This window comes from Streptomyces sp. NPDC001135 (assembly GCF_053598395.1).
This window is the reverse complement of record NZ_JBSFKD010000064.1, coordinates 1-21,935: the sequence shown is the minus strand read 5'-3', so window position 1 is coordinate 21,935 and position 21,935 is coordinate 1. Positions and strand designations below refer to the sequence as shown.

The following is a 21,935-nucleotide window of genomic DNA, read 5'->3' as shown; positions in this document are numbered from 1 at the left end:
GCGGCCGCCCCTCGCGAGAGGGACGGCCGCTGTGCCGTGTCCGTCAGGCCAGCAGTTCCACCTCCGCCAGCGTCGAGGCGCCGTCCAGGACGAGCCGGTACTTCGGGTACGTGCCCGGCGCGGCGATGGTGAACGCCCGGGTCTGGCGGTCCCAGGTGAAGCTCTCGCCGGAGCGGTGGTCCAGGGTCTGCCAGGTGGTGCCGTCCGTGGAGCCCTGGAGGGTCCAGCCGGCCGGCGCCCTGCTGTGGTCGGCCGACGAGGTCAGCGTGTACTGGACGGGCCGCACGGCTTCGTCGACCGGCAGGTCCACCGAGGTGACCGTCGCGTCCGTCGCCGACGTGTTGTCGAAGAGCGGTCCGTCCCCCTTGAGGACGTCCGCGCGCGGCACCGGTACCTGGTCGTCCTGGGTGACGGAGACCGGGGCGGCGTTCTTGCCGGCCCCCCACGTCGACGGCCTGGTACCCATGGAGAACTCCAGCACCCCGCCCCCGGTCAGCAGCGAGTGGGGGAGCGAGGTGGACGTCCAGGGGCGGCCGTTGAACGTCACGCCCTGGATGTAGACGTTCCTCGCGCTGTTGCGTGGCGCCTTGACGACCAGGTCGCGGCCGTTCTCCAGGTGCACGGTGACCTTGGTGAACAGTGGGGAGCCGATGGAGTACTCGCCGCTGCCCATGACCAGCGGGTAGAAGCCGAGCGCGGAGAAGAGGTACCAGCCCGACTGCTCGCCGTTGTCCTCGTCGCCGTGGTAGCCCTGCCCGATCTCGCTGCCGGTGTACAGCCGGGACAGCACCTCACGGACGTACGCCTGCGCCTTCCAGGGCTCGCCGGCCGCGTCGTACATGTAGATGACGTGGTGCGCGACCTGGTTGGAGTGGCCGTACATGCCCATCCGGACATCCCGTGCCTCGGTCATCTCGTGGATGACACCGCCGTAGGACCCGACGTAGTCCGGTGAGGCGGTCTCCGGTGTCGCGAAGTACTCGTCCAGCTTCTCCGCGAGGCCCTGCCGGCCGCCGTACAGGTTGGCCAGGCCCCGGCTGTCCTGCGGGGCGGTGAAGGCATAGCCCCAGCCGTTGGTCTCCGTGTAGTCGTAGCCCCACACGCGCGGGTCGTACTTCGAGGAGTCCAGCCGCCAGTTCCCCTTGGCGTCGCGGCCCTGGAAGAAGCCCGCCTTGGAGTCGAAGAGGTTCACGTAGTCCCGGGCGCGGTTGAGGAAGTACGCGGACTCCTCCTTGTAGTGTTTCTCGCCCGTCTTCTTGTACAGGGCCTCGCCCATCCTCGCGATGCCGTAGTCGTTGACGTAGCCCTCCATCGCCCAGGACAGGCCCTCGCCGGTCGCGGTGCTGGTGTAGCCGAGGAACGGCGAGGTGGTCATGCCCTTGCGGCCCACGCCCGACATCGGCGGGACGACGGTCGCGTTCTTCACGGCCGCGTCGTAGGCCGCCTTCGCGTCGAAGGTCACGCCCTTCACATACGCGTCGGCGAACGCCACGTCCGAGGAGGTGCCGGTCATCAGGTCGGCGTAGCCGGGCGACGACCAGCGTGAGGTCCAGCCGCCGTCCTTGTACTGCTGCACGAACCCGTCGGCCATCTCGCCCGCCTGGGAGGGGGTCAGGAGGGAGTAGGCCGGCCATGTGGTGCGGTAGGTGTCCCAGAAGCCGTTGTTGACGTACACCTTCCCGTCGACGATCTTCGCGCCGGTGTGGGCCGGGGTGTCCTGGCTCTGCATCGGGGAGAAGGGGGAGGCGTACTGGTAGCCGTCCCCGACCCTCTCGAAGCCGGAGTTCGGGTACAGGTACAGCCGGTACATGCTGGAGTACAGGGTGGTCAGCTGGTCCGGCGTCGCGCCCTCCACCTCGACCTTGCCGAGCAGCTTGTCCCAGGTGCGCTGCGCCCGCGCCTTCACCGTGTCGAAGGAGGTCCCGTCCGGGATCTCCTGGCGCAGGTTGTCCTTCGCCTGGTCGACGCTGATCAGCGAGGTCGCCAGGCGCAGGGTGACGGTGCGGTCGGCGCCGGCGTCGAAGCGGAGGTACCCCTTCACCCCGCTCGATCCGCCGCCGGTCACCGGCCTGTCGAAGGTGCCGTACACGAACAGCCGGGTGGCGCCGGTCGACAGCCCCGACTTCACGTCCGAGTAGCCGGTGACGGTCCCGTGCTCCTTGTCGAGGGTCAGCCCCGCCTGCTCGGTGACGTTGTCGAACAGCACGTTCGCGTCGTCGCCGGGGTAGGTGAAGCGCAGCACCGCCGCATGGTCGGTCGGGGTCATCTCGGCTCGGAGACCGTTCTCGAAACGCACGCCGTAGTAGTACGGCCGCGCGGTCTCGTTCTCGTGCCGGAACGGCAGCTCGCGCGCCGTCCGGCCGGTGTCCGGGGTGCCGGCGGCGGCCGACGGCATCAGCTGGAAGGTCTGCCGGTCACCCATCCAGGGGCTCGGCTCATGGCTCGCGCTGAACGCCTGGATCGTCGGCAGGTTGTCGTCGTTGTTCGCGCGTGCGTACTCGTACAGCCAGCTCAGTGAGGACGCGTTGGTCACCGGTGTCCAGAAGTTGAAGCCGTGCGGAAGGGCCGTGGCCGGGAAGTTGTTGCCGCGCGAGAAGCTGCCGCTGGAGTTGGTGCCGCGTGTGGTCAGCGCGTAGTCCGCCAGATGCGCTTGGGGTTTCTCCGGCGCCACCGGCCTGAGCGCGACGTCGTCGATCCAGCCGCGGAACTTCGCCGGCCCGGCGGGGGAGTCGTACGCGACCAGGATCCGGTCGACCGTCCTGCCGGCCGCCACCGAGCCGATCCGGGAGGCCACGTCGTTCCACTGGTTGACGTAGAGCGACTTCGACGCGCCCTGCCCGCGCGGGGACAGCCGGAACCCGTGCTGGTCCAGCGCGCCCAGGTCACTCAGATAGGTGCCGTCGGTGAAGGCCAGGTCGAGGGAGACGTTCGTGGCGTCGTAGTCCCGGTCGCGGTCGGCCATCGACGGGAAGATCCGGTACGACAGCTGGGTGTCGCCGGTGACCTTCACGTTCACGTCGAAGACCTTGTTGTATGAGTACGCCCGGTTTTCCGCGGTGTGCCGCCCGGCGTAGCGCAGTGCCCTCTTTCCGGTGAACCCGGCCCGGGCCTTGGCCGTCGGCGAGCCGGTGGGGCCCTTGTCGACCAGGGTCAGCATGTCCTGCGGCACCGGGTCGCCCCCGCCGCCGGTGGAGAACTGGACGTCGGCGAGCTGCAGGATGTCGGAGGCGCCGTTGTTCTGCGTGACCTCCAGCCGGAAGTGCTGGTACTCGGCCGGTTCGGCCAGGTCGTAGGACTGGGTCCGGAAGCGCTCGGAGAAGCTCTCGCCCGAGCGGGTGTCGAGGGTCCTCCAGTCCTTGCCGTCGGTGGAGCCGAGCAGCGTCCAGTCCTTCGGGTCGCGCTCGGCGTAGTCGTTGGCCGAGGTCAGCGCGTACGTCACCAGTTTGATGGGCTTGTCCAGGTCGAACTCGACCCAGCCGGTGGGCTCGAAGGTCAGCCACTTGGTGCCGGGCTCGCCGTCGACCAGGTTCTCCTTCACCTCGCCGGCGCCGGTGTTCTCACCGCTCGCCCGGACATCGGTGACATGGTCGGTGACATTGCCCGGGATGCCGGTGCTGTAGCCGCCGTCGACACCCGAGGCGCGTCGGGTGCCGTCCGGCCCGGTGTCCACGGTGTTCAGCCAGTCCGGTGCCGGATCGCCCGTCTCGAACGAGGATGCGAACTCCTGGCCGGCCGCGGCCCCCTGCGCAGGCAGGGCGACCGCCGCGCCCTGTGCGCCGACGGCCATGACAAAGGCGGCCGTGAGGACGACCGCCGGACCCCATCTGTGCCGAGTTCTCCGCTGCATCTACGGATTCCCCTCCTGCGCCCCCTCCGGACAACGTTGTCAACTACGGGGCGCAGGAACCAGTAGGGCGTCAAGTGGCCCGTGATGTCAAGGGTGTTGGGTGTGGCATTCAGGGACTTATGTCGCGACTTTTTCCGCCGGGTCGCACACGGGCCGCTCATATTTCCGAGAGGTCTCAACTCGGAAAAGACCCATCGCCAACCCTGCATTCGATCTTGCTCAGCTGACCGGAAGTGGACTATACCTGTCGGCGTTTCCAGCGTGACCCTGCACGACCCAGCACTACCCGACCGCGGTGCCGGGGAGGATCCGGTTCACCGCCTGAGTCCTGGAGAAGGCGAGGACTTGAGCATGGGATCCACCTCGAACCACGGTGCCGAAGGTGTCGGCCGTCGTGATCTGATCAAGCGGTCCGCCGCGCTCGGCCTGGTCGCGGCCCCCGGCATGGGCCTGCTGTCCGCCTGCGCGAGCAGCGGCGGGGGCGGCCAGAAGAAGGACAAGGCGGGGAAGAAGACCGCCAAGAACCCGCTCGGGGTCAACGAGACCGCCAAGATGGAGTTCGTCCTCTTCGACGGCGGCTTCGGCAAGGAGTACGCCCAGGACGCGGTGAAGATCTACGAGAAGGACTTCCCGAAGGCCACGGTGAAGTTCTCCGCCACCCAGAAGATCCAGTCCACCCTGCAGCCCCGCTTCAACCAGGGCAACCCGCCGGACCTCATCGACAACTCCGGCGCCGAGCAGATGGACATGGGCGTCCTCGTCGGCAAGAACCAGCTGGCCGACCTCACCCCGCTGCTGGACGCGCCGTCGTACGACGACCCGGACAAGAAGGTCCGCGACACGCTGCGTCCCGGCATCGTGGAGATGGGCCAGTTCGACGGCAAGCCGGTGTGGATCCTCTACTACGCCTACACGGTGTACGGCGTCTGGTACTCGCAGAAGGCCCTGGACTCGCTCGACGAGAAGTACCCCGAGACCTGGGACGACATGCTCAAGGTCTGCGAGAAGGCCAAGAAGAAGGGCATGGCGGGCTGGACGTACGCGGGCAAGTACCCGTACTACCTCCCCTTCTCGCTCTACCCGATGATCGGCAAGGTCGGCGGGCGCGAGGTGCTGGACGCCATCGACAACCTGGAGCCGAACGCCTGGAAGCACCCGGCCGTCAAGGCCTGCTTCGAGGCGTACTACGAGCTGTACAAGAAGGGGTACGTCCTCCGGGGCACCCCGGGACTGGACCACATCCAGTCGCAGACCGCCTGGGCCAAGGGCAAGGCGCTGTTCATCCCGAACGGCTCCTGGGTGGAGAACGAGTCGGCCAACGTCATCCCGGCCGACTTCGGCCTCGCGGTCTCCGCGCCCTCCGGCATCGACAGCTCCGACAAGATGCCGTTCGGCACCATCTGGGCGTCCGGCGGTGAGCCCTTCGTCGTGCCGGCGAAGGCCGCGAACACCGAGGGCGGTATGGAGCAGCTGCGCATCATGCTCTCCGAGGCGTCCTCGAAGAACTTCACGGCGAAGGTGAAGTCGCTGACCGCGTACAACGGCGGCACCACCGGCATCACCCTCACCCCGGGCCTGAAGTCGGGTGTGGCGGCGCTGAAGCTGGCCGGATCCAACGTGGTGAATCCGCGGCTGCAGGACTGGTACGTGCAGCTGCAGAAGGAGAAGATCGGTGTCGCCGGGCTCGGCGAGATGATGGCCGGCCGGCTCACCCCGGCCGAGGCCGTCAAGAAGATCCAGTCATTCGCCGACGAGGCGGCCAAGGACACCTCCATCAAGCACTACAAGCACCAGTAACCAGCACCCTTACAACGCACCGGAGTGGCGATGCAGCACGGCAAGTACCGGTTCATCGTGGGGTTTCTGGCTCTGCCCCTGGGACTGTACGCGCTCTTCGTGGTGTGGCCGTTCATCCAGTCCATCTACTACTCGTTCACGGACTGGACCGGCCTGAGCCCCGATTTCAAGATGGTCGGCTTCGACAACTACAAGAGGATGCTCGACGACGACATCTTCTGGAAGTCGTTGCAGCACAGTCTGCTGTTCGCCCTGGTGCTGCCGCTGGTGACGATCAGCCTGGCGCTGTTCTTCGCCTTCATGATCAATGTGGGCGGACGCCGCAGAAGGGGCGGCCCCGTGATCTCGGGGGTCCGGGGCTCCTCCTTCTACAAGATCGTCTACTTCTTCCCGCAGGTGCTGTCGATCGCGATCGTCGCACTGCTGTTCCAGTTCGCGTACAACCCGGACAGCGGCGCGATCAACTCTCTCCTGCGCGGCATCGGCCTCGACCACGTCCAGCCCCTGTGGCTGGGCGACCCGGGCCTCGCCCTGTGGTGCGTGATGGCGGTGCTGGTGTGGTCCACGGTCGGCTTCTTCGTGGTGCTCTTCTCGGCGGGCATGGCCTCCATCCCGGCCGAGCTGTACGAGGCGGCCCTGCTGGACGGCGCGAGCCGCTTCACCACCTTCTTCCGTGTCACCCTGCCGCTGCTGTGGGACACCGTGCAGTCCGGCTGGGTCTACATGGGGATCCTCGCGCTCGGTGCCGAGTCCTTCGCGGTCGTACAGATCATGACCACCGGACCGGGCGGCCCCGACTACTCGACCACGGTGATGGTCCTGTACGTGTACCAGAAGGCGTTCCGGGACGGTCAGGCCGCCTACGCCACCACCATCGGCGTCGCCCTGCTCGTGGTCACGCTCGCCTTCGCGGCGATCGTGATGCGGCTGGGCCGTCGCGAGCGGCTGGAGTTCTGAAGCGATGAAGACGACCGAGACCCCCGCCCCGCTGCCGGCCGAGTCCGGCGCCACCGTCTCCAAGATCGACGCACCGGCCGCGCGGCCCGCCCGGCGGAACAAGGAGGGCGGTGTCCTCAACGCCTTCTCGCACGGCGTGCTGGTCATCTGGGCGATCATGGTGGTCATGCCGCTGCTGTGGGCGGTGATGACGTCCTTCAAGGACGACGGCTCCATCTTCGGCTCGCCCTGGTCGCTGCCGGACAGGCTGCACTTCGACAACTGGTCGCGGGCCTGGACCCAGGCCAACATGGGCGACTACTTCCTCAACACCGTCCTGGTGGTCGGGGGCTCGCTCATCGGCACCCTGGTGCTCGGCTCCATGGCGGCCTATGTCCTCGCCCGCTTCGACTTCCCGGGCAACCGCTTCATCTACTACCTGTTCGTCGGCGGCATGAGCTTCCCGATCATGCTCGCGCTGGTCCCGCTGTTCTACGTCGTGAACAACATGGGCCTGCTGAACACGATCCACGGCCTGATCCTGGTCTACATCGCGTACTCGCTGCCGTTCACGGTCTTCTTCCTCACGGCCTTCTTCCGCACGCTGCCCACCTCGGTGGCGGAGGCCGCCTTCGTGGACGGCGCTTCGCACACGCGTACGTTCTTCCAGATCATGCTGCCCATGGCCAAGCCGGGCCTGATCAGCGTGGGCATCTTCAATTTCCTGGGCCAGTGGAACCAGTACATGCTGCCCACGGTCCTCAACACCGACCCCGACAAACGGGTCCTCACCCAGGGCCTGGTCCAGCTGGCCGTCAGCCAGGGCTACAAGGGTGACTGGTCAGGTCTCTTCGCCGGCCTGGTGATGGCCATGCTGCCGGTGCTCGGGGCCTACGTCGTCTTCCAGCGCCAGGTCGTCCAGGGCCTGACCGCGGGGGCGCTGAAGTAGCGCCGCGACCCCGGCGGGGTGACGCGCCGCGTCCGTCCGTACGCACGCCGTCCCGGTGTCCGGGGCGGCGTGCCCGCGCCTGTGACGGGGACCCGGAAACGGCTCAACCTCTTGACGTGAGTCGCCCCGAACGGCTCAGCTTAGAGTTCACTAGTTGGACATACGCGGGGCCTCGCCGAAGCGGCCCCGCGCTCAGGAGGTCGTCGTGGAGACTCCAGGGTCGCAGTCGTCGCTGCACCGAGCCAACCTGGAGCGGGTCGTACGGGCCGTGCGCCTGGCCGGGTCCCTCACGCAGGCGGAGATCGCGCGGACGACCGGTCTGTCCGCCGCGACCGTCTCCAACATCGTGCGGGAGCTGAAGGACGGCGGAACCGTCGAGGTCACGCCCACCTCGGCGGGCGGGCGCAGGGCCCGCAGCGTCAGTCTCAGCGGGGACGCCGGGATTGTCATCGGAGTCGACTTCGGGCACACCCACCTGCGCGTGGCGATCGGCAACCTCGCCCATCAGGTGCTGGCCGAGGAGGCCGAGCCGCTGGACGTCGACGCCTCCGCCGCGCAGGGCTTCGACCGGGCGGAGGAGCTGGTCAGCCGGCTGATCGCGGCCACGGGCGTGAACCGGTCCAAGGTGGCCGGCGTGGGGCTCGGCGTGCCGGGGCCGATCGACGTGGAGTCGGGCACGCTGGGATCCACCGCGATCCTGCCGGGCTGGGGCGGCACCAAGCCCGCCGAGGAGCTGCGCGAGCGGCTCGGCGTGCCCGTGCACGTGGACAACGACGCCAACCTCGGCGCCCTCGGGGAGCTGGTCTGGGGCAGCGGGAAGGGCGTGCGGGACCTCGCGTACATCAAGGTCGCGAGCGGTGTCGGCGCCGGTCTGGTGATCGACGGGAAGATCTATCGCGGGCCGGGCGGCACCGCCGGAGAAATCGGACATATTACACTCGATGAATCCGGTCCGGTCTGCCGTTGCGGGAACCGCGGCTGCCTGGAGACCTTCGCGGCCGCACGCTATGTGCTCCCGCTGCTCCAGCCCGGCCACGGCCCCGACCTGACGATGGAAGGCGTCGTCCGGCTGGCCAGGGACGGTGACCCGGGCTGTCGGCGGGTGATCGCCGACGTCGGCCGCCACATCGGCAGTGGAGTGGCCAATCTCTGCAATCTTCTGAACCCGAGCCGGGTGGTCCTGGGCGGTGATCTCGCCGAGGCGGGTGAGCTGGTGCTCGGGCCGATCAGGGAGTCCGTCGGCCGCTACGCCATCCCCAGCGCGGCGCGTCAACTGTCCGTTCTCCCGGGGGCACTTGGCGGTCGCGCCGAGGTGCTCGGGGCGCTCGCCCTCGCCCTCAGCGAGATGGGCGATTCGACACTTTTGGACGGCTCTGTCACTGGTGGGCTGCCCATGGCGGCCCCCGCCTTCACTTAGAGAACGGATGGCACCGTTGCCATCTCGTTAAGGATTTACTTCTTGACGTCGCACGTGTGGCCGAGTTGACTTCCAGCCACCTCGGCCGCAACGACGCGGCCTCGTCAGGGAGGTTTCTGAAGTGAACGCACGTATGCGTCGTGCCGCCGTTGCCGTTGCCGCCGGGGCCATGGCGGTCTCGCTGGCCGCCTGTGGCAGTGCCAAGGAGGCGAAGGGCGGCAGCTCTTCCTCCTCGTCGCCGAAGAAGGGCGACGACATCAAGGTCGGTCTCCTGCTTCCGGAGAACAAGACCGCGCGTTACGAGAAGTTCGACAAGCCGCTGATCGAGAAGAAGATCAAGGAGCTGACGAACAACAAGGCCACGTTCCAGTACAACAACGCCCACCAGGACGCGAACCTGCAGGCCCAGCAGGTCGACACCATGGTCACCAACAAGGTGGACGTCCTGATCGTGGACGCGGTGGACGCCAAGGCCATCCAGAACTCCGTGCAGAAGGCCGTGGACGCCGGCATCAAGGTCGTCGCCTACGACCGTCTCGCCGAGGGCCCGATCAGCGCCTACACCTCCTTCGACAACGAGAAGGTCGGCGAGACCCAGGGCCAGGCCCTGCTGAAGGCACTGGGCGGCAAGGCCACCAAGTCCTCCAAGATCGTCATGGTCAACGGCTCGGTCACCGACCCGAACGCCGCCCAGTTCAAGAAGGGCGCGCACTCCGTCCTCGACGGCAAGGTCACGATCGCCAAGGAGTACGACACCAAGGAGTGGTCGCCGGACAACGCCAACTCCGAGATGGAGGCGGCGATCTCCGCGGTCGGCAAGGACAAGATCGCGGGTGTCTACTCCGCCAACGACGGCATGGCCGGCGGTATCATCACCGCCCTCAGCGCCGCGGGCGTCAAGGTCCCGGTCACCGGCCAGGACGCCGAGCTGGCCGGCGTGCAGCGCATCGTCGCCGGTACGCAGTACATGAGCGTCTACAAGCCGTACGCCCCCGAGGCCGACGCCGCCGCCACGATGGCCGTCTACCTCGCCCAGGGCAAGTCGCTGGACTCCGTCGCCAAGGACAAGGTCTCCAGCAACTCCCAGAAGGACGTTCCCTCGGTGCTCGTCCCGGTCACCGCGCTGACCAAGGACAACATCAAGGACACCGTCGTCAAGGACGGCGTCTACACCGTCGCCGACATCTGCACCGCCGACTACAAGGCGGCCTGCGCCAAGCTCGGCCTCAAGTAAGCGGCGTCAAGTCCCTTCCCGCAAGCGGGCGTTCGTCCTTGAATGCCCGTGGGGAAGCCGACTGACCGCCCCCGGCTCCTCCGGCGCCCCGCGCACTCATACAGCCCCGCAAGCTCGGTGCGGGGCGCCGGACGGAACACCCCCCAGGGTGTCCCCCCAATCCACCCGCCCAGTTTTCTGCACAACCTCCCGCCGGGTCAGGCGGCGAAGGAGATGGTTCACGTGTCCGCTACGCCCGTGCTGGCGTTGCGCGGGGTCTCCAAGCGATTCGGTGCCGTTCAGGCGCTCACCGACGTAGAGCTTGAGGTCCACGCCGGTGAGGTGGTCGCCCTGGTGGGCGACAACGGCGCCGGAAAGTCCACGCTGGTCAAGACGATCGCCGGCGTGCACCCCATCGACGAGGGTGTCATCGAGTGGGACGGCAAGCCCGTCACCATCAACAGGCCCCACGACGCCCAGGCACTGGGCATCGCGACGGTCTACCAGGACCTCGCGCTGTGCGACAACATCGATGTCGTCGGCAACCTGTTCCTCGGCCGTGAGCTGAGGAAGTGGGGCGTCCTGGACGAGGTCGAGATGGAGCGCCGCTCCCGCGAGCTGCTCACCACGCTGTCGATCCGCATCCCCAGCGTCCGCATCCCGATCGCCTCGCTCTCCGGCGGTCAGCGCCAGACCGTGGCCATCGCCCGCTCCATGCTCGGCGAGCCCAAGCTGGTGATCCTCGACGAGCCCACCGCCGCCCTCGGTGTCGAGCAGACCGCCCAGGTCCTCGACCTCGTGGAGCGCCTGCGCGAGCGCGGCCACGCCGTCATCCTCATCAGCCACAACATGGCGGACGTGAAGGCGGTGGCCGACAAGGTCGCCGTGCTGCGCCTCGGCCGCAACAACGGCGTCTTCGAGGTCAAGACGACCTCGCAGGAGGAGATCATCTCCGCCATCACCGGCGCCACCGACAACGCCGTGACCCGCCGTGCGGCCCGCACCTCCGGCGCGAACGGGGAGGTTTCCAAGTGAGCATCGACAAGACCTCCGCGAACCTCGGCGAGACGTCCTCGCAGGACGAGCACGTCGTCGAGAACCCCGAGGCGGCGGCCGCCGCGGTCACCGCGGTCGACCCCCGGCTGCTGGTGCAGGAAGAGGGCCTGCTCGGCTACTGGCACGAGTTCAAGCGCAAGATGAAGGCCGGTGAACTGGGCTCCCTCCCGGTCATCGTGGGCCTCGCCATCATCTGCGTCATCTTCCAGCTGCTGAACTCGGAGTTCCTGTCCGCGCAGAACCTCAGTGACATCACCGTCACGATGGTCGGCACGGGCATGATCTCGGTCGGTATCGTGTTCGTGCTGCTGCTCGGCGAGATCGACCTGTCCGTCGGCTCCGTCAGCGGCGCGGCCAGCGCCCTCGCGGCCGTCCTCGCGGTCAACCAGGGCTGGCCCGAGTGGGCCGCCGTGCTCGTCGCCGTCCTCGCGGGCATCGCCATCGGCGCGCTGCACGGCTTCTTCTTCGCGGTGCTCGGCGCCCCCGCCTTCGCCGTCACCCTGGCCGGCCTGCTGTTCTGGCTGGGCTTCATGCTGAAGGTGCTGGGCGCGGACGGCACGATCAACCTCGACCCGAACGGCCTGGTCGGCAAGCTGACCACGTACTTCTTCGCCGACGTGGCCGCCGCCTACGGGCTCGCCGTGGTCGTGGTCGCGGTGTTCTTCCTCTCCTCCTTCCTCGGCAACCGGCGCCGCGAGGCCGCGGGCGTCCCGTCCCGGCCGCTCAGCGACACGATCCTGCGGACCGTGCTGCTGGCCGTCGTCTCGTTCGCCGCGGCGTACATGTACAACCAGTACAAGGGCCTGCCGCTGGCCACGGTGATCTTCGTGGCCTTCCTGGTCGGCACGGACTTCGTGCTGCGGCGCACCTCGTACGGCCGTAAGATCTTCGCGCTCGGCGGCAGCGTCGAGGCTTCGCGGCGCGCGGGTATCAACGTCACGGCGGTGCGGATCTCCGTGTTCGCCATCTCCGGTGGCTTCGCGGCGATCGGTGGTCTGTTCCTGGCCTCGAAGATCGCGTCGGCGAACCAGAGCGCCGGTACGGGTGACCTGCTGATGAACGCGATCGCCGCCGCCGTCATCGGTGGTACGTCGCTGTTCGGCGGGCGGGGCCGTACGTGGAACGCGCTGCTCGGTGTGCTGGTGATCGTCTCCATCCAGTACGGTCTGCAGCTGGAGTCCATCGCGGAGCCGGTGAAGTACATGATCACCGCGGCTGTGCTGTTGACCACGGTGGTGATCGACTCGATCACCCGTAAGACGCAGAAGACGGCGGGGCGTGCCTGACGCCCGGTCGTAGGACCAGTGCCCGGTGCCTGAAAGGTGCCGGGCGCTGTCGTGTCGGGGAAAGCCTGAAGATTAGACTCGGGCGAGCCCGGCGAAAGCTCGATCAGCTCTACTGCAAGGAGGCACGGGTGCCGCTGCTGACCCGCATCACGGGACCGCGCGATCTGGACCGGCTCAGCCTGGAGGAGCTGGACCAGCTGGCAGAGGAGATCCGGACCTTCCTCGTCCAGGAGGTCTCCAAGACCGGCGGGCACCTGGGCCCCAACCTCGGTGTGGTGGAGCTGACCATCGCCCTGCACCGGGTCTTCGACTCGCCCAAGGACAAGGTGCTCTGGGACACCGGCCACCAGTCCTACGTGCACAAGCTGCTCACCGGCCGGCAGGACTTCTCGAAACTGAAGATGAAGGGCGGCCTGTCGGGCTACCCCTCGCAGGCCGAGTCCGACCACGACGTCATCGAGAACAGCCACGCCTCCACGGTGCTCGGCTGGGCCGACGGCATCGCCAAGGCCAACCAGCTGAAGAAGCGCGACAGCCATGTCGTCGCCGTGATCGGTGACGGTGCCCTCACGGGCGGTATGGCCTGGGAGGCCCTCAACAACATCGCCGACGCCAAGGACCGGCCGCTGGTCATCGTCGTCAACGACAACGAGCGGTCCTACGCCCCGACCATCGGCGGCCTCGCCAACCACCTGGCCACGCTGCGCACGACCGACGGGTACGAGCGCTTCCTCGCCCGCACCAAGGAGGTGCTGGAGAGGACCCCGGTCCTCGGGAAGCCGCTGTACGAGACCCTGCACGGCGCCAAGAAGGGCCTGAAGGACTTCATCGCCCCGCAGGGCATGTTCGAGGACCTGGGCCTGAAGTACGTCGGCCCGATCGACGGGCACGACATCGAGGCCCTGGAGTCCGCGCTGGCGCGGGCGAAGCGCTTCGGCGGGCCGGTCATCGTGCACTGCCTCACCGAGAAGGGGCGCGGCTACCAGCCGGCCCTGCAGGACGAGGCCGACCGCTTCCACGCCGTCGGCAAGATCCACCCGGACACCGGCCTGCCGATCGCCAGCTCGGGCGCCGACTGGACCTCCGTGTTCGGCGACGAGATGGTCAAGCTCGGGGAAGAGCGCGAGGACATCGTCGCCATCACCGCGGCCATGCTCCAGCCCGTCGGCCTCGACCGGTTCGCCAAGCGGTTCCCCGAACGCGTGTACGACGTCGGGATCGCCGAGCAGCACGCCGCCGTGTCGGCCGCGGGCCTCGCGCACGGCGGGGTGCACCCCGTCTTCGCCGTGTACGCCACCTTCCTCAACCGCGCCTTCGACCAGGTGCTGATGGACGTCGCCCTGCACAGGTGCGGCGTCACCTTCGTCCTGGACCGGGCCGGCGTCACCGGCACGGACGGCGCCTCGCACAACGGCATGTGGGACATGTCGATCCTGCAGGTCGTGCCGGGCCTCAGGCTCGCCGCGCCGCGTGACGCCGAGCAGGTGCGGGCGCAGCTGCGGGAGGCCGTCGAGGTGACGGACGCACCGACCGTGGTCCGCTTCTCCAAGGGCGCCGTCGGCCCCGCCGTCCCCGCCGTGGGCCGCGTCGGCGGGATGGACGTCCTGCGCGAGCCCGGCACCGACCGGCCGGACGTGCTGCTGGTCTCCGTCGGGGCGCTCGCCCCGATGTGCCTGGACATCGCCGCCCTGCTCGACCGGCAGGGCATCTCCACCACCGTCGTCGACCCGCGCTGGGTCAAGCCCGTCGACGAGGCCATGGCCCCGCTGGCCGAGCGGCACCGGGTCGTCGTCACCGTCGAGGACAACAGCCGCGTCGGCGGAGTCGGCTCCGCGGTCGCCCAGGCCCTGCGCGACGCGGGCGTGGACATGCCGCTGCGCGACTTCGGCATCCCCCCGCGCTTCCTCGACCACGCCTCCCGCGGCGAGGTCCTCGCCGAGATCGGCCTGACCGCCCCCGACATCGCCCGCCAGGTCACCGGGCTCGTCGCCAGGCTGGACGGCCGGTTCGACCATGCGGCAGCCGAGGCGGACTCGGTGGAGCCCGCGCGCGACTGACGCGCGAGGCGCCCCCACGGGCCGGTGACGCCACTCCTTGCGGTGGCGGAACCGGCCCGTTTGCGTGAACCTGCCTGTGCCGGGGCATACGCACCCCGACCCTCTCGATCATGTCGGGCCAGGGCGAGGTCCCCAAGCGTGGGAGGCACTACGTGAGCAGCGCGCTGTTCAGGACGAAGAACGTCGAGCAGTCCATCCAGGACACCGAGGAACCCGAGCATTCGCTCAAGAAGTCCCTCTCCGCGCTCGATCTGACCGTCTTCGGCGTCGGTGTCATCATCGGCACCGGCATCTTCGTCCTCACCGGACAGGTCGCCAAGAACAACGCCGGCCCGGCGGTGTCCCTGGCCTTCGTGGCGGCCGGCGTGGTCTGCGCGCTCGCCGCCCTCTGCTACGCCGAGTTCGCGTCCACGGTCCCCGTGGCGGGCTCGGCGTACACGTTCAGCTACGCCTCCCTGGGCGAGCTGCCCGCCTGGATCATCGGCTGGGACCTGGTCCTGGAGTTCGCGCTCGGTACGGCGGTGGTGGCGGTCGGCTGGTCCGGCTACATCCGCTCGCTGCTGGACAACGCCGGCTGGCACCTCCCCGACTACCTGTCCGGCCGGGACAACGCCTCCGGTTTCGGCTTCGACATCCTCGCGGCCGCCCTGGTGCTGGTGCTCACCGGCATCCTCGTCCTCGGCATGAAGCTGTCGGCCCGGATCACCTCGCTCGTCGTCGCCATCAAGGTGGCCGTGGTCCTCATCGTGATCATCGCCGGTGCCTTCTTCATCAAGGGCGCCAACTACACGCCGTTCATCCCGCCCGCCCAGCCGGTGCCGGCCGGCGGCAACCTCAAGGCGCCGCTCATCCAGCTGATGTTCGGCTGGGCACCCGCGAACTTCGGTGTCATGGGCATCTTCACGGCCGCCTCGGTCGTGTTCTTCGCGTTCATCGGCTTCGACATCGTGGCCACGGCCGCCGAGGAGACCCGCAACCCGCAGCGGGACATGCCCCGCGGCATCCTCGGCTCCCTGCTCATCTGCACCGTGCTGTACGTGGCCGTGTCCATCGTCGTCACCGGCATGCAGAAGTACTCCGGGCTGTCCGTGGAGGCGCCGCTCGCCGACGCCTTCAAGGCCGTCGGACACCCCTGGTACGCCGGTGTCATCAGCTTCGGCGCCGCCGTCGGCCTGACCACGGTGTGCATGATCCTGCTGCTCGGCCAGACCCGGGTGTTCTTCGCGATGAGCCGGGACGGACTGCTGCCGCGCTTCTTCTCGCGGGTCCACCCCCGCTTCAAGACCCCGCACCGGCCGACCATCCTGCTCGGCGTGGTCATCGCGATCGTCGCCGGCTTCACCAGCCTGAGCGAGCTGGCCGAACTCGTGAACATCGGCACCCTCTTCGCGTTCGTCGTGGTCGCGATCAGCGTGATCATCCTGCGCCGGACCCGCCCCGACCTGCCGCGCGCCTTCCGCACCCCCTGGGTCCCGTTCGTCCCGATCCTGTCCGTGTGCGCCACGCTGTGGCTGATGCTCAACCTGCCCGCCGAGACCTGGATCCGGTTCGCCGTCTGGATGGTGATCGGCTTCGTCGTCTACTTCCTGTACGGCCGCACCCACAGCCGGCTGGCCCTGCGGGAGAAGGCCGCCCAGCAGGCCGCGGGCAACGCTCCGTAACCGGTTTCTCAGCCCCGTCGGCCCCGTGTGTCCCGCTTCGGCGGGGACGGCGGGGCCGGATGGCGTGCTGCCCGTGCTCGCCGTCCCGCCCGTGCCCGCGGGGACCGCGCGCACGAGGAGGGTCACCCGGACGGCGTACCGGATCCGAAAGCTTCCGCTCCTGGGGCGCCGGCCCGCGTCACCCGGCTGCCGGCCGGGCGGGCCGGGGCGGGTTCAGTTCAGGACCGTGCGGGGGCCGGTGACCTCGGCGCCGTGTTCCCGGACGCGGCGGCGCAGCTCGCGGTCGGCCGTGACGACCAGGCACGGGCGGTCGCCGGCCGCCGCCGCGAGGTCCACGATGCGGTCGTCCCCGCTGCCGGACGCGTCCTCGACGCGCACCCCGGGCACCGGGGCCACGCCCCGGGCCGCGCCCTCCACCACCAGGACCAGTTCCAGCGGGCCGGGCAGACCGGGCACGCCGGACCGCGCGAAGGGCACCAGACGGTCGCGCAGGCGCTCGGCGGCCCCGCGGCGGTCCCGCCACCAGCCGTCGGGCACCGACCCGACGACGTTCGCACCGTCGACGATGAGCAGGGGCAGGGGTGCGCCGGCCCCGCCCGTCTCGTGCGTCGCGCCCGAGGTGTCCGTCATGTCGCCAACAGCCTCGCTCCGTCGCGTTCGTAGCAGGCTCAGTGTGACACGGGTCTGCCGCCCCACCGGCGGGTGATCTCGGCGACCGCGGCGGCCGCCCGCTCGGCGGGCCGTCCGCCCGCGCGTACGTCGGGGGAGAACTCGACGTGCAGGAAGGGCACGTGGTCGTCGTCGGCCACCTGGCCCTGCACGTTCGTGCGGCCCTCCAGCGGACAGGACCGCACCCACGCCCGGCACACCTTGAAGCCGTGCCCGCGCAGGGCGTCGGCCAGGTCACGGCCCTCCTGCCGGCCCGCCGACCCGGCGCCGGTGGAGGTGATCACGTCGTAGCCGGGCGCGGCGGAGGCGGCGAAGCCGTGCAGCTGGATCCCGGGCATCCCGCGGCGGGCCAGCTCGGCGCAGATGGCGTGGAAGACGGTGTCCTCGCGGTGCGCCACGTCCGCGGAGTTACCGGCTCCGGCTTTGCGATGTGCACCTGCGATCACCAGGACTCCACCGGGTGAGCCGCGCAGCACCCGGACGCCCAGTTGTTCGGTGCCCAGATCGAAGCCGGGGTGCGGGACCTGGACCGACCAGCTCGGGCGGTGGTCCAGATCGAGGTAGACCCGGCCCCAGCCGCGCGGGGTCACGGCGGAGTCGGTGCGGTCGGCCACCTCGGTGTAGCGGTGCCCGGAGGGCCGGTCGACGACCGTGCGCACCGTGAAGTCTCTTTGCGAAAGGCGCTGTTCCGCTTGGTCGCGATGGCCGTCGAGCAACAGGCCGACCGCCGCGGCGATGTCCTCGCGGTCGGCCCGGCCCGGATGCAGATAGCCCCGGCCGGGGCCGAAGCGGCTCGTGTAGTCCGCGACCTCGCGCGCCAGGTCGACCTGCTCGGCGCCCTTCGGGGCGGGCCGGTCGGCATGGCCGGCACCGCCCGTGCCGCGGAGCAGGACGGTGAGACCGCCGGCGAGGCCGGCGATGACGAGCAGAAGTGTTGCGATCGTTATGGCGCGTGAGCGATGGGCTCTCATGGTTGTATCAAGATATCTTGGTGAACAGACGCCGTAGCCGGACCCTGCTGTCCCTGCTGACCCCGCTCTCCCTCCTCGCGGCCGCCTCGGGCTGCGGTCTCCTCTCGGACGACGCCGGCGCCCAGGGTGGCGGGCGCTCCTTCACCGTCGCCGCGGCGGGGGACATCCTGATGCACCCGGAGCTGGTCGAGCAGGCACGCAAGGACGCCAAGCGCACCGGCAAGGGGGTGGACGGGCTGGACTTCGGGCCGATGATGGCCGGCGTGAAGCCGCTGATCAGCAAGGCGGACCTGGCGATCTGCCACTTCGAGCCGGTGATGGGCCCGGCGAAGGGCCCGTTCGAGGGCTTCCCGGACTTCCAGGTCCCGCCGCAGCAGGCGAAGACGATCAAGGACATCGGTTACGACACCTGCTCCACCGCCTCCAACCACACCCTCGACCACGGCTACGAGGGTGTGAAGCGGACCCTGGACGCGCTGGACGCCGCCGGGCTGAAGCACACCGGCTCCTTCCGGACCCGGAAGGAGTCCCTCACCCCGCTGGTGATGAACGTCAAGGGCGTCAAGGTCGCGCAGATATCCTTCGCCTACGGCTTCAACGAGCCGCACACGCTGCCGAAGGGCAAGGCGTGGCTGGCCAACGAGCAGGACCTGGGCCGGATCAGGGCCGCCGAGCGGCGGGCCCGCAAGGCGGGTGCGGAGGTGGTGATCCTGTCCCTGCACTGGGGCCGCGAGCACCATCCGGAGCCGTCCGCCGGGCAGATCTCCTTCGCCCGGCAGATCGCCCGGCATACCGGCATCAACCTGGTCATCGGTCACCACGCGCACGTGGTGGAGCCGATGGAGAAGGTCGACGGCACCTGGATCACCTACGGCCTCGGCAACCAGATCGCCCGGCACGAGGTGCCGACGGGGCTGACCGAGGAGGGGGTGATCGCCTGGTTCACGTTCACCGAGCGGGACAAGGGCCACTGGGACGTCCAGCCGCGCTTCGAGCCGACGCTGCTGACGATCCCGCCGGACGCCGTGAACGTCCGGGACGGCGGCACCGCCGACTACTCCGGCGACGACGTGCGGGACTACCGCCTGCTGGACGTGCCGGCCGCGCTCCGCGACGACCACGGCCTGACGGACGCCCAGAAGGCCCGCCTGCGGCTGGCGTTCGAGCGCACGGAGGGCACCCTGCTCAACCGGGGCGCCGCCGCGGACGGGCTGAAGCCGCTGACGCCGCTGCCCTAGCGGGATCTGAACCGGATGTGTGCTTGGTCTGAACCAGCACCGAATCGTAGTCCTGTTTGTCCGTTCTTGTCCGGAGGTTGCGCGATGTTGCCTAGATCACGTCCGACTTACTGCAACTTAACCCACCGCTTACATGTCTGAGCTTTCCGGGCGCGGTCTTACCATCCACGCGCCCGGACCGTATTTCCTGAGAGGACCTTCTGTGGCGTCATCGCCCCCGGCGCGGCAGCACCGAGCCCGCCGCCGAGCCGACATGTCGCTGATCGGAGGCATCCGCCCGCCGATCGCGGTCCTTTCGGCACTCCTGCTGACGCTCGCCGCCATCACCGCACTGGTGCTGGGCCGCGTCGACGACGCCGGAGTGCCGAAGGCGGTACTGACGTCCCAACAGCACTTCGCCGAGGACGGCGCCATCGCGCTGCGCGCCTCCATCGACGAGTCCGTCACCGACGTCACCCGCTCCGCCGCGCTGTTCAGCGCCGGGCAGCCGGTCTCCGGTGACGCCGTCCTCGACAAGCTCGGCAGCACCTACCAGAAATGGATGGGCACCGCCGTCGTCGAGATCCGCACCGGCAAGCTGGTCGCGGCCCGCGGCGAGACGGTGCCGCTGACCGACGTGGACCTCTCCACCCTCAGCGGCGACGACGGACTGGCCCCGCGCATGGTCCGGCTGAAGAACGGCGAGGTGCGCCTGCTCTCCTTCGGCCTGCTGACCTGGCCGGACAGGCCGCAGCTGCTGCTGGTGGCCTCCAGGAACCTGAAGTTCCCCGGTATCAGCCTCGGCCAGTTCCGCTCCATCGCCGTGGTCGACGCCGGCGGCGCCATCCTCAGCAGCGACGGCATCGCCGACCCCGCGTCGGCCCGCAACAGCATCGACCGCAAGGACCTCGCGGCCTCCCGCACGCAGCTGAAGGACTTCGCCCAGGGCGCCGCCCGCCGCGCGCAGCAGGATCCGCGCAGCAGCAAGGAACCCGGCAGCGGCGGCTACCAGGGCGTCAGCGGCAGCCTGCTCGGCGGCAAGCTGCTCGGTGACCGGTCCGTCGCCGGATACGCCACCCTCGCCGCGGCCGAGCCCGGCGAGCACACCACCGCCTCCGGGCTCGGCCTGTCGGTGGTCTCCATGGTCAAGGTGACCGAGGAGTCGGCCCCGTCCGGCTCCCCGGTGTTCGGAGTGCTGGCGGCCGGTGCGCTGCTCGTCGTCGGCGCCCTGGCCGTGGCGGTGCTGCTGGGCACCGTGCAGCGTCCGCTCATCCGGCTGTTCCTGGAGTCCCGCCGGCTCACCCGCGGTGATCTGACCCGCCCGGTCACCGTCCCGGGCTACGGCGAGGCGCACCGCATCGGAGGCGCCCTGGAACGGCTGCGCCGCCAGCTGCTCGGCGAGAGCGCCGAGGCCACCGGTTCGGCCGAGACCCCGAGCGGGCTGCGCCGGGTGGACACCCGCGCCCTCCTCGCGGTCTGCGCGGTGCTGCTGCTGGCCTGGTCGGCACCCCTGATGCTGCTGTTCAACCGCGCGGACAGCACGGCCGACGTCCCCCGTCAGCTCGTCAACGACCAGCGCGAGCGCACCGACACGCTCAGCGACCGGGTGCGCCGCGCGGTCAACGAGGGCGACGCCGACCTGCAGTCGGTCGCCTCACTGATCGGCGACAAGACCTCGCCCGAGGCCATGGAGACGGTGCTGGAGCGCACGTACAACGAGAACAGGCGCTACCGCTCCCTCTACGTCGTCGACTCCCACGGAGCCATCCAGGCCCGGGAGGGGAAGTCGCCCAGGGTGGCCGAGTCCGACCGGGTCTCCGGCAAGTCCGTCCGGCTGCTGGGCCGCGGCGACAAGGAGCCCGTGGTCGTCGCCGCCGCCGAGATACCCGGCCGCAACGGCGCCCAGCTCGTCGGCGAGTTCCGCGTGGAGTTCTTCAACGCCCTGCTGACCCGCCCGGGCCTCGGGGTCGTCCGGCTCGTGGACGACCAGCACAAGGTCATCGCCGGAAACACGGGCTTCCTCGCCTTCCAGTCGCTGCCCGACGACCACCTGAGGGACCTCGTCGCGGCCAGCGCCCAGCGGCTGGGCAAGAAGCCGAAGCCGAGCGGTGTCCTCTACCGCGAGAACGGCGTGCGGATCGCCGCCGCCGCGCCGTTCTCCGGCAGCGGCACGGCCGAGTCGCTGCACTGGAGCGTGGTCAGCTGGCAGCCCGTCGACCGGCTCGCCATCCCGCAGTACGACGCCCAGAACCGCACGGTCCTCGCCGGTCTGCTCGGTGCCGCCGCGGCCGTCGCCTGCCTGGGCTGGCTGCACATCGTGGTGGCCCGGCCGCTGCGCAGCCTGGCCGACCGGGCCGAGGCACTGGCCGCGGGCGACCGCAAGACCGTGCTCTTCCCGCAGCACCACGACGAGGTCGGCGCCGTCACCCGCTCCCTGGAACTCATCCGGCAGCAACTGCAGGACCAGCGCCGCCAGCAGCCCCGCCGCACCCCGCCCCCGCCGTCCGCCCGGCAGGAGCCCACGCCGCAGCAGTCCACGCCGCGCCCGGACCCGGCCGAGCGGCAGGGCCCGCGCCAGGACCCGCCCCAGCACCCCGCGCCCGAGCCGTACCCGCCGCAGCAGTACCCGCCCCAGCAGTACACAAGGAACTGATCACCCGTGCTCTTCCTCTACACCGTGCTGTTGGTCTGCTGCGCGATTCTGCTCGCCGCGGGCGTCGTGGAGCAGCGACGGCACTTCGCCAACCTGGAGAACATCCCCACCCGGGTGCTGGTCAACGGCATCCGCGGCAAGTCCTCCATCACCCGGCTGTGCGCGGGGGCCCTGCGCGGCGGTGACCTGGTCACCGTCGCCAAGAC

At 69.5% G+C, this 21,935-nt stretch carries 14 protein-coding genes and 1 pseudogene; 12 read left to right on the top strand and 3 right to left on the bottom strand.

All coding sequences use genetic code 11. The annotated features are described in order from the left end of the window. Positions 1 to 43 precede the first annotated feature (43 nt). Positions 44 to 3,847, bottom strand: a complete 3,804-nt coding sequence (locus ACWC94_RS41330; protein ID WP_450802812.1) for a GH92 family glycosyl hydrolase — start codon at positions 3,845 to 3,847, stop codon at positions 44 to 46. Positions 3,848 to 4,198: 351 nt separating this feature from the next. Between ACWC94_RS41330 and ngcE the strand changes: the two genes are divergently transcribed. From ngcE to ACWC94_RS41285, 9 genes are all read left to right on the top strand, one after another. Next, positions 4,199 to 5,644 carry an N-acetylglucosamine/diacetylchitobiose ABC transporter substrate-binding protein gene (gene ngcE / locus ACWC94_RS41325; RefSeq protein WP_450802810.1) on the top strand — a complete coding sequence of 482 codons (1,446 nt, stop codon included), beginning with the start codon at positions 4,199 to 4,201 and terminating at the stop codon, positions 5,642 to 5,644. Between the two features lie 30 nt (positions 5,645 to 5,674). Then, positions 5,675 to 6,601, top strand: coding sequence for a carbohydrate ABC transporter permease (locus ACWC94_RS41320; RefSeq protein ID WP_450802808.1), 927 nt, complete (start codon positions 5,675 to 5,677; stop codon positions 6,599 to 6,601). Between the two features lie 4 nt (positions 6,602 to 6,605). Beyond that, entirely contained in the window at positions 6,606 to 7,529 is a 924-nt protein-coding gene (locus tag ACWC94_RS41315) for a carbohydrate ABC transporter permease (RefSeq protein WP_450802806.1), read from the top strand. A 205-nt stretch (positions 7,530 to 7,734) separates the two neighbouring features. Continuing rightward, on the top strand, positions 7,735 to 8,946 hold the full coding sequence (locus ACWC94_RS41310; protein WP_450802805.1) for an ROK family transcriptional regulator: 1,212 nt from the start codon (positions 7,735 to 7,737) through the stop codon (positions 8,944 to 8,946). 133 nt (positions 8,947 to 9,079) lie between these two features. Further along, positions 9,080 to 10,180, top strand: coding sequence for a sugar ABC transporter substrate-binding protein (locus tag ACWC94_RS41305; protein ID WP_450802816.1), 1,101 nt, complete (start codon positions 9,080 to 9,082; stop codon positions 10,178 to 10,180). 213 nt (positions 10,181 to 10,393) lie between these two features. Next, positions 10,394 to 11,194 carry an ATP-binding cassette domain-containing protein gene (locus tag ACWC94_RS41300; RefSeq protein WP_450802803.1) on the top strand — a complete coding sequence of 267 codons (801 nt, stop codon included), beginning with the start codon at positions 10,394 to 10,396 and terminating at the stop codon, positions 11,192 to 11,194. Then, the gene (locus ACWC94_RS41295; protein ID WP_450802801.1) at positions 11,191 to 12,501 is read left to right on the top strand and encodes a sugar ABC transporter permease; all 1,311 of its coding nucleotides are present in this window, start codon (positions 11,191 to 11,193) and stop codon (positions 12,499 to 12,501) included. The genes ACWC94_RS41300 and ACWC94_RS41295 overlap by 4 nt, the downstream gene beginning before the upstream one ends. A gap of 128 nt (positions 12,502 to 12,629) precedes the next feature. Then, a complete protein-coding gene (dxs, locus tag ACWC94_RS41290; protein WP_450802799.1) occupies positions 12,630 to 14,558 on the top strand; it encodes a 1-deoxy-D-xylulose-5-phosphate synthase in 1,929 nt (642 codons plus the stop codon). Between the two features lie 152 nt (positions 14,559 to 14,710). Continuing rightward, a complete protein-coding gene (locus ACWC94_RS41285; RefSeq protein WP_450802797.1) occupies positions 14,711 to 16,219 on the top strand; it encodes an amino acid permease in 1,509 nt (502 codons plus the stop codon). Positions 16,220 to 16,432: 213 nt separating this feature from the next. Here ACWC94_RS41285 and ACWC94_RS41280 read toward each other — a convergent pair whose 3' ends face one another. Together ACWC94_RS41280 and ACWC94_RS41275 are read right to left on the bottom strand one after the other, a co-directional pair. After that, positions 16,433 to 16,849 (bottom strand): NTP pyrophosphohydrolase, encoded by a 417-nt coding sequence (locus ACWC94_RS41280; protein WP_450802795.1) that lies wholly within the window; start codon positions 16,847 to 16,849, stop codon positions 16,433 to 16,435. A 38-nt stretch (positions 16,850 to 16,887) separates the two neighbouring features. After that, on the bottom strand, positions 16,888 to 17,859 hold the full coding sequence (locus ACWC94_RS41275; protein WP_450802793.1) for a hypothetical protein: 972 nt from the start codon (positions 17,857 to 17,859) through the stop codon (positions 16,888 to 16,890). A gap of 20 nt (positions 17,860 to 17,879) precedes the next feature. On the opposite strand from ACWC94_RS41275, the gene ACWC94_RS41270 reads away from it, so the two are divergent. The 3 genes and pseudogenes from ACWC94_RS41270 to ACWC94_RS41260 form a co-directional block, all read left to right on the top strand. Continuing rightward, complete coding sequence (locus ACWC94_RS41270; RefSeq protein ID WP_450802792.1) at positions 17,880 to 19,097, top strand: CapA family protein; 1,218 nt, start codon at positions 17,880 to 17,882, stop codon at positions 19,095 to 19,097. Between the two features lie 253 nt (positions 19,098 to 19,350). Continuing rightward, on the top strand, positions 19,351 to 21,729 hold the full coding sequence (locus tag ACWC94_RS41265) for a HAMP domain-containing protein (protein WP_450802791.1): 2,379 nt from the start codon (positions 19,351 to 19,353) through the stop codon (positions 21,727 to 21,729). Positions 21,730 to 21,735: 6 nt separating this feature from the next. Continuing rightward, positions 21,736 to 21,935, top strand: a pseudogene (locus ACWC94_RS41260) (poly-gamma-glutamate synthase PgsB); the annotation flags it as partial.

Excerpts from the sequence above, each read along its gene's own strand:
- ACWC94_RS41280 (WP_450802795.1), bottom strand. The coding sequence starts at position 16,849 with ATGACGGACACCTCGGGCGCGACGCACGAGACGGGCGGGGCCGGCGCA.
- ACWC94_RS41315 (WP_450802806.1), top strand. The coding sequence starts at position 6,606 with ATGAAGACGACCGAGACCCCCGCCCCGCTGCCGGCCGAGTCCGGCGCC.
- ACWC94_RS41330 (WP_450802812.1), bottom strand. The coding sequence starts at position 3,847 with ATGCAGCGGAGAACTCGGCACAGATGGGGTCCGGCGGTCGTCCTCACG.
- ACWC94_RS41275 (WP_450802793.1), bottom strand. The coding sequence starts at position 17,859 with ATGAGAGCCCATCGCTCACGCGCCATAACGATCGCAACACTTCTGCTC.
- ACWC94_RS41265 (WP_450802791.1), top strand. The coding sequence starts at position 19,351 with ATGTCGCTGATCGGAGGCATCCGCCCGCCGATCGCGGTCCTTTCGGCA.
- ACWC94_RS41300 (WP_450802803.1), top strand. The coding sequence starts at position 10,394 with ATGGTTCACGTGTCCGCTACGCCCGTGCTGGCGTTGCGCGGGGTCTCC.
- ngcE (WP_450802810.1), top strand. The coding sequence starts at position 4,199 with ATGGGATCCACCTCGAACCACGGTGCCGAAGGTGTCGGCCGTCGTGAT.
- ACWC94_RS41320 (WP_450802808.1), top strand. The coding sequence starts at position 5,675 with ATGCAGCACGGCAAGTACCGGTTCATCGTGGGGTTTCTGGCTCTGCCC.
- ACWC94_RS41305 (WP_450802816.1), top strand. The coding sequence starts at position 9,080 with ATGCGTCGTGCCGCCGTTGCCGTTGCCGCCGGGGCCATGGCGGTCTCG.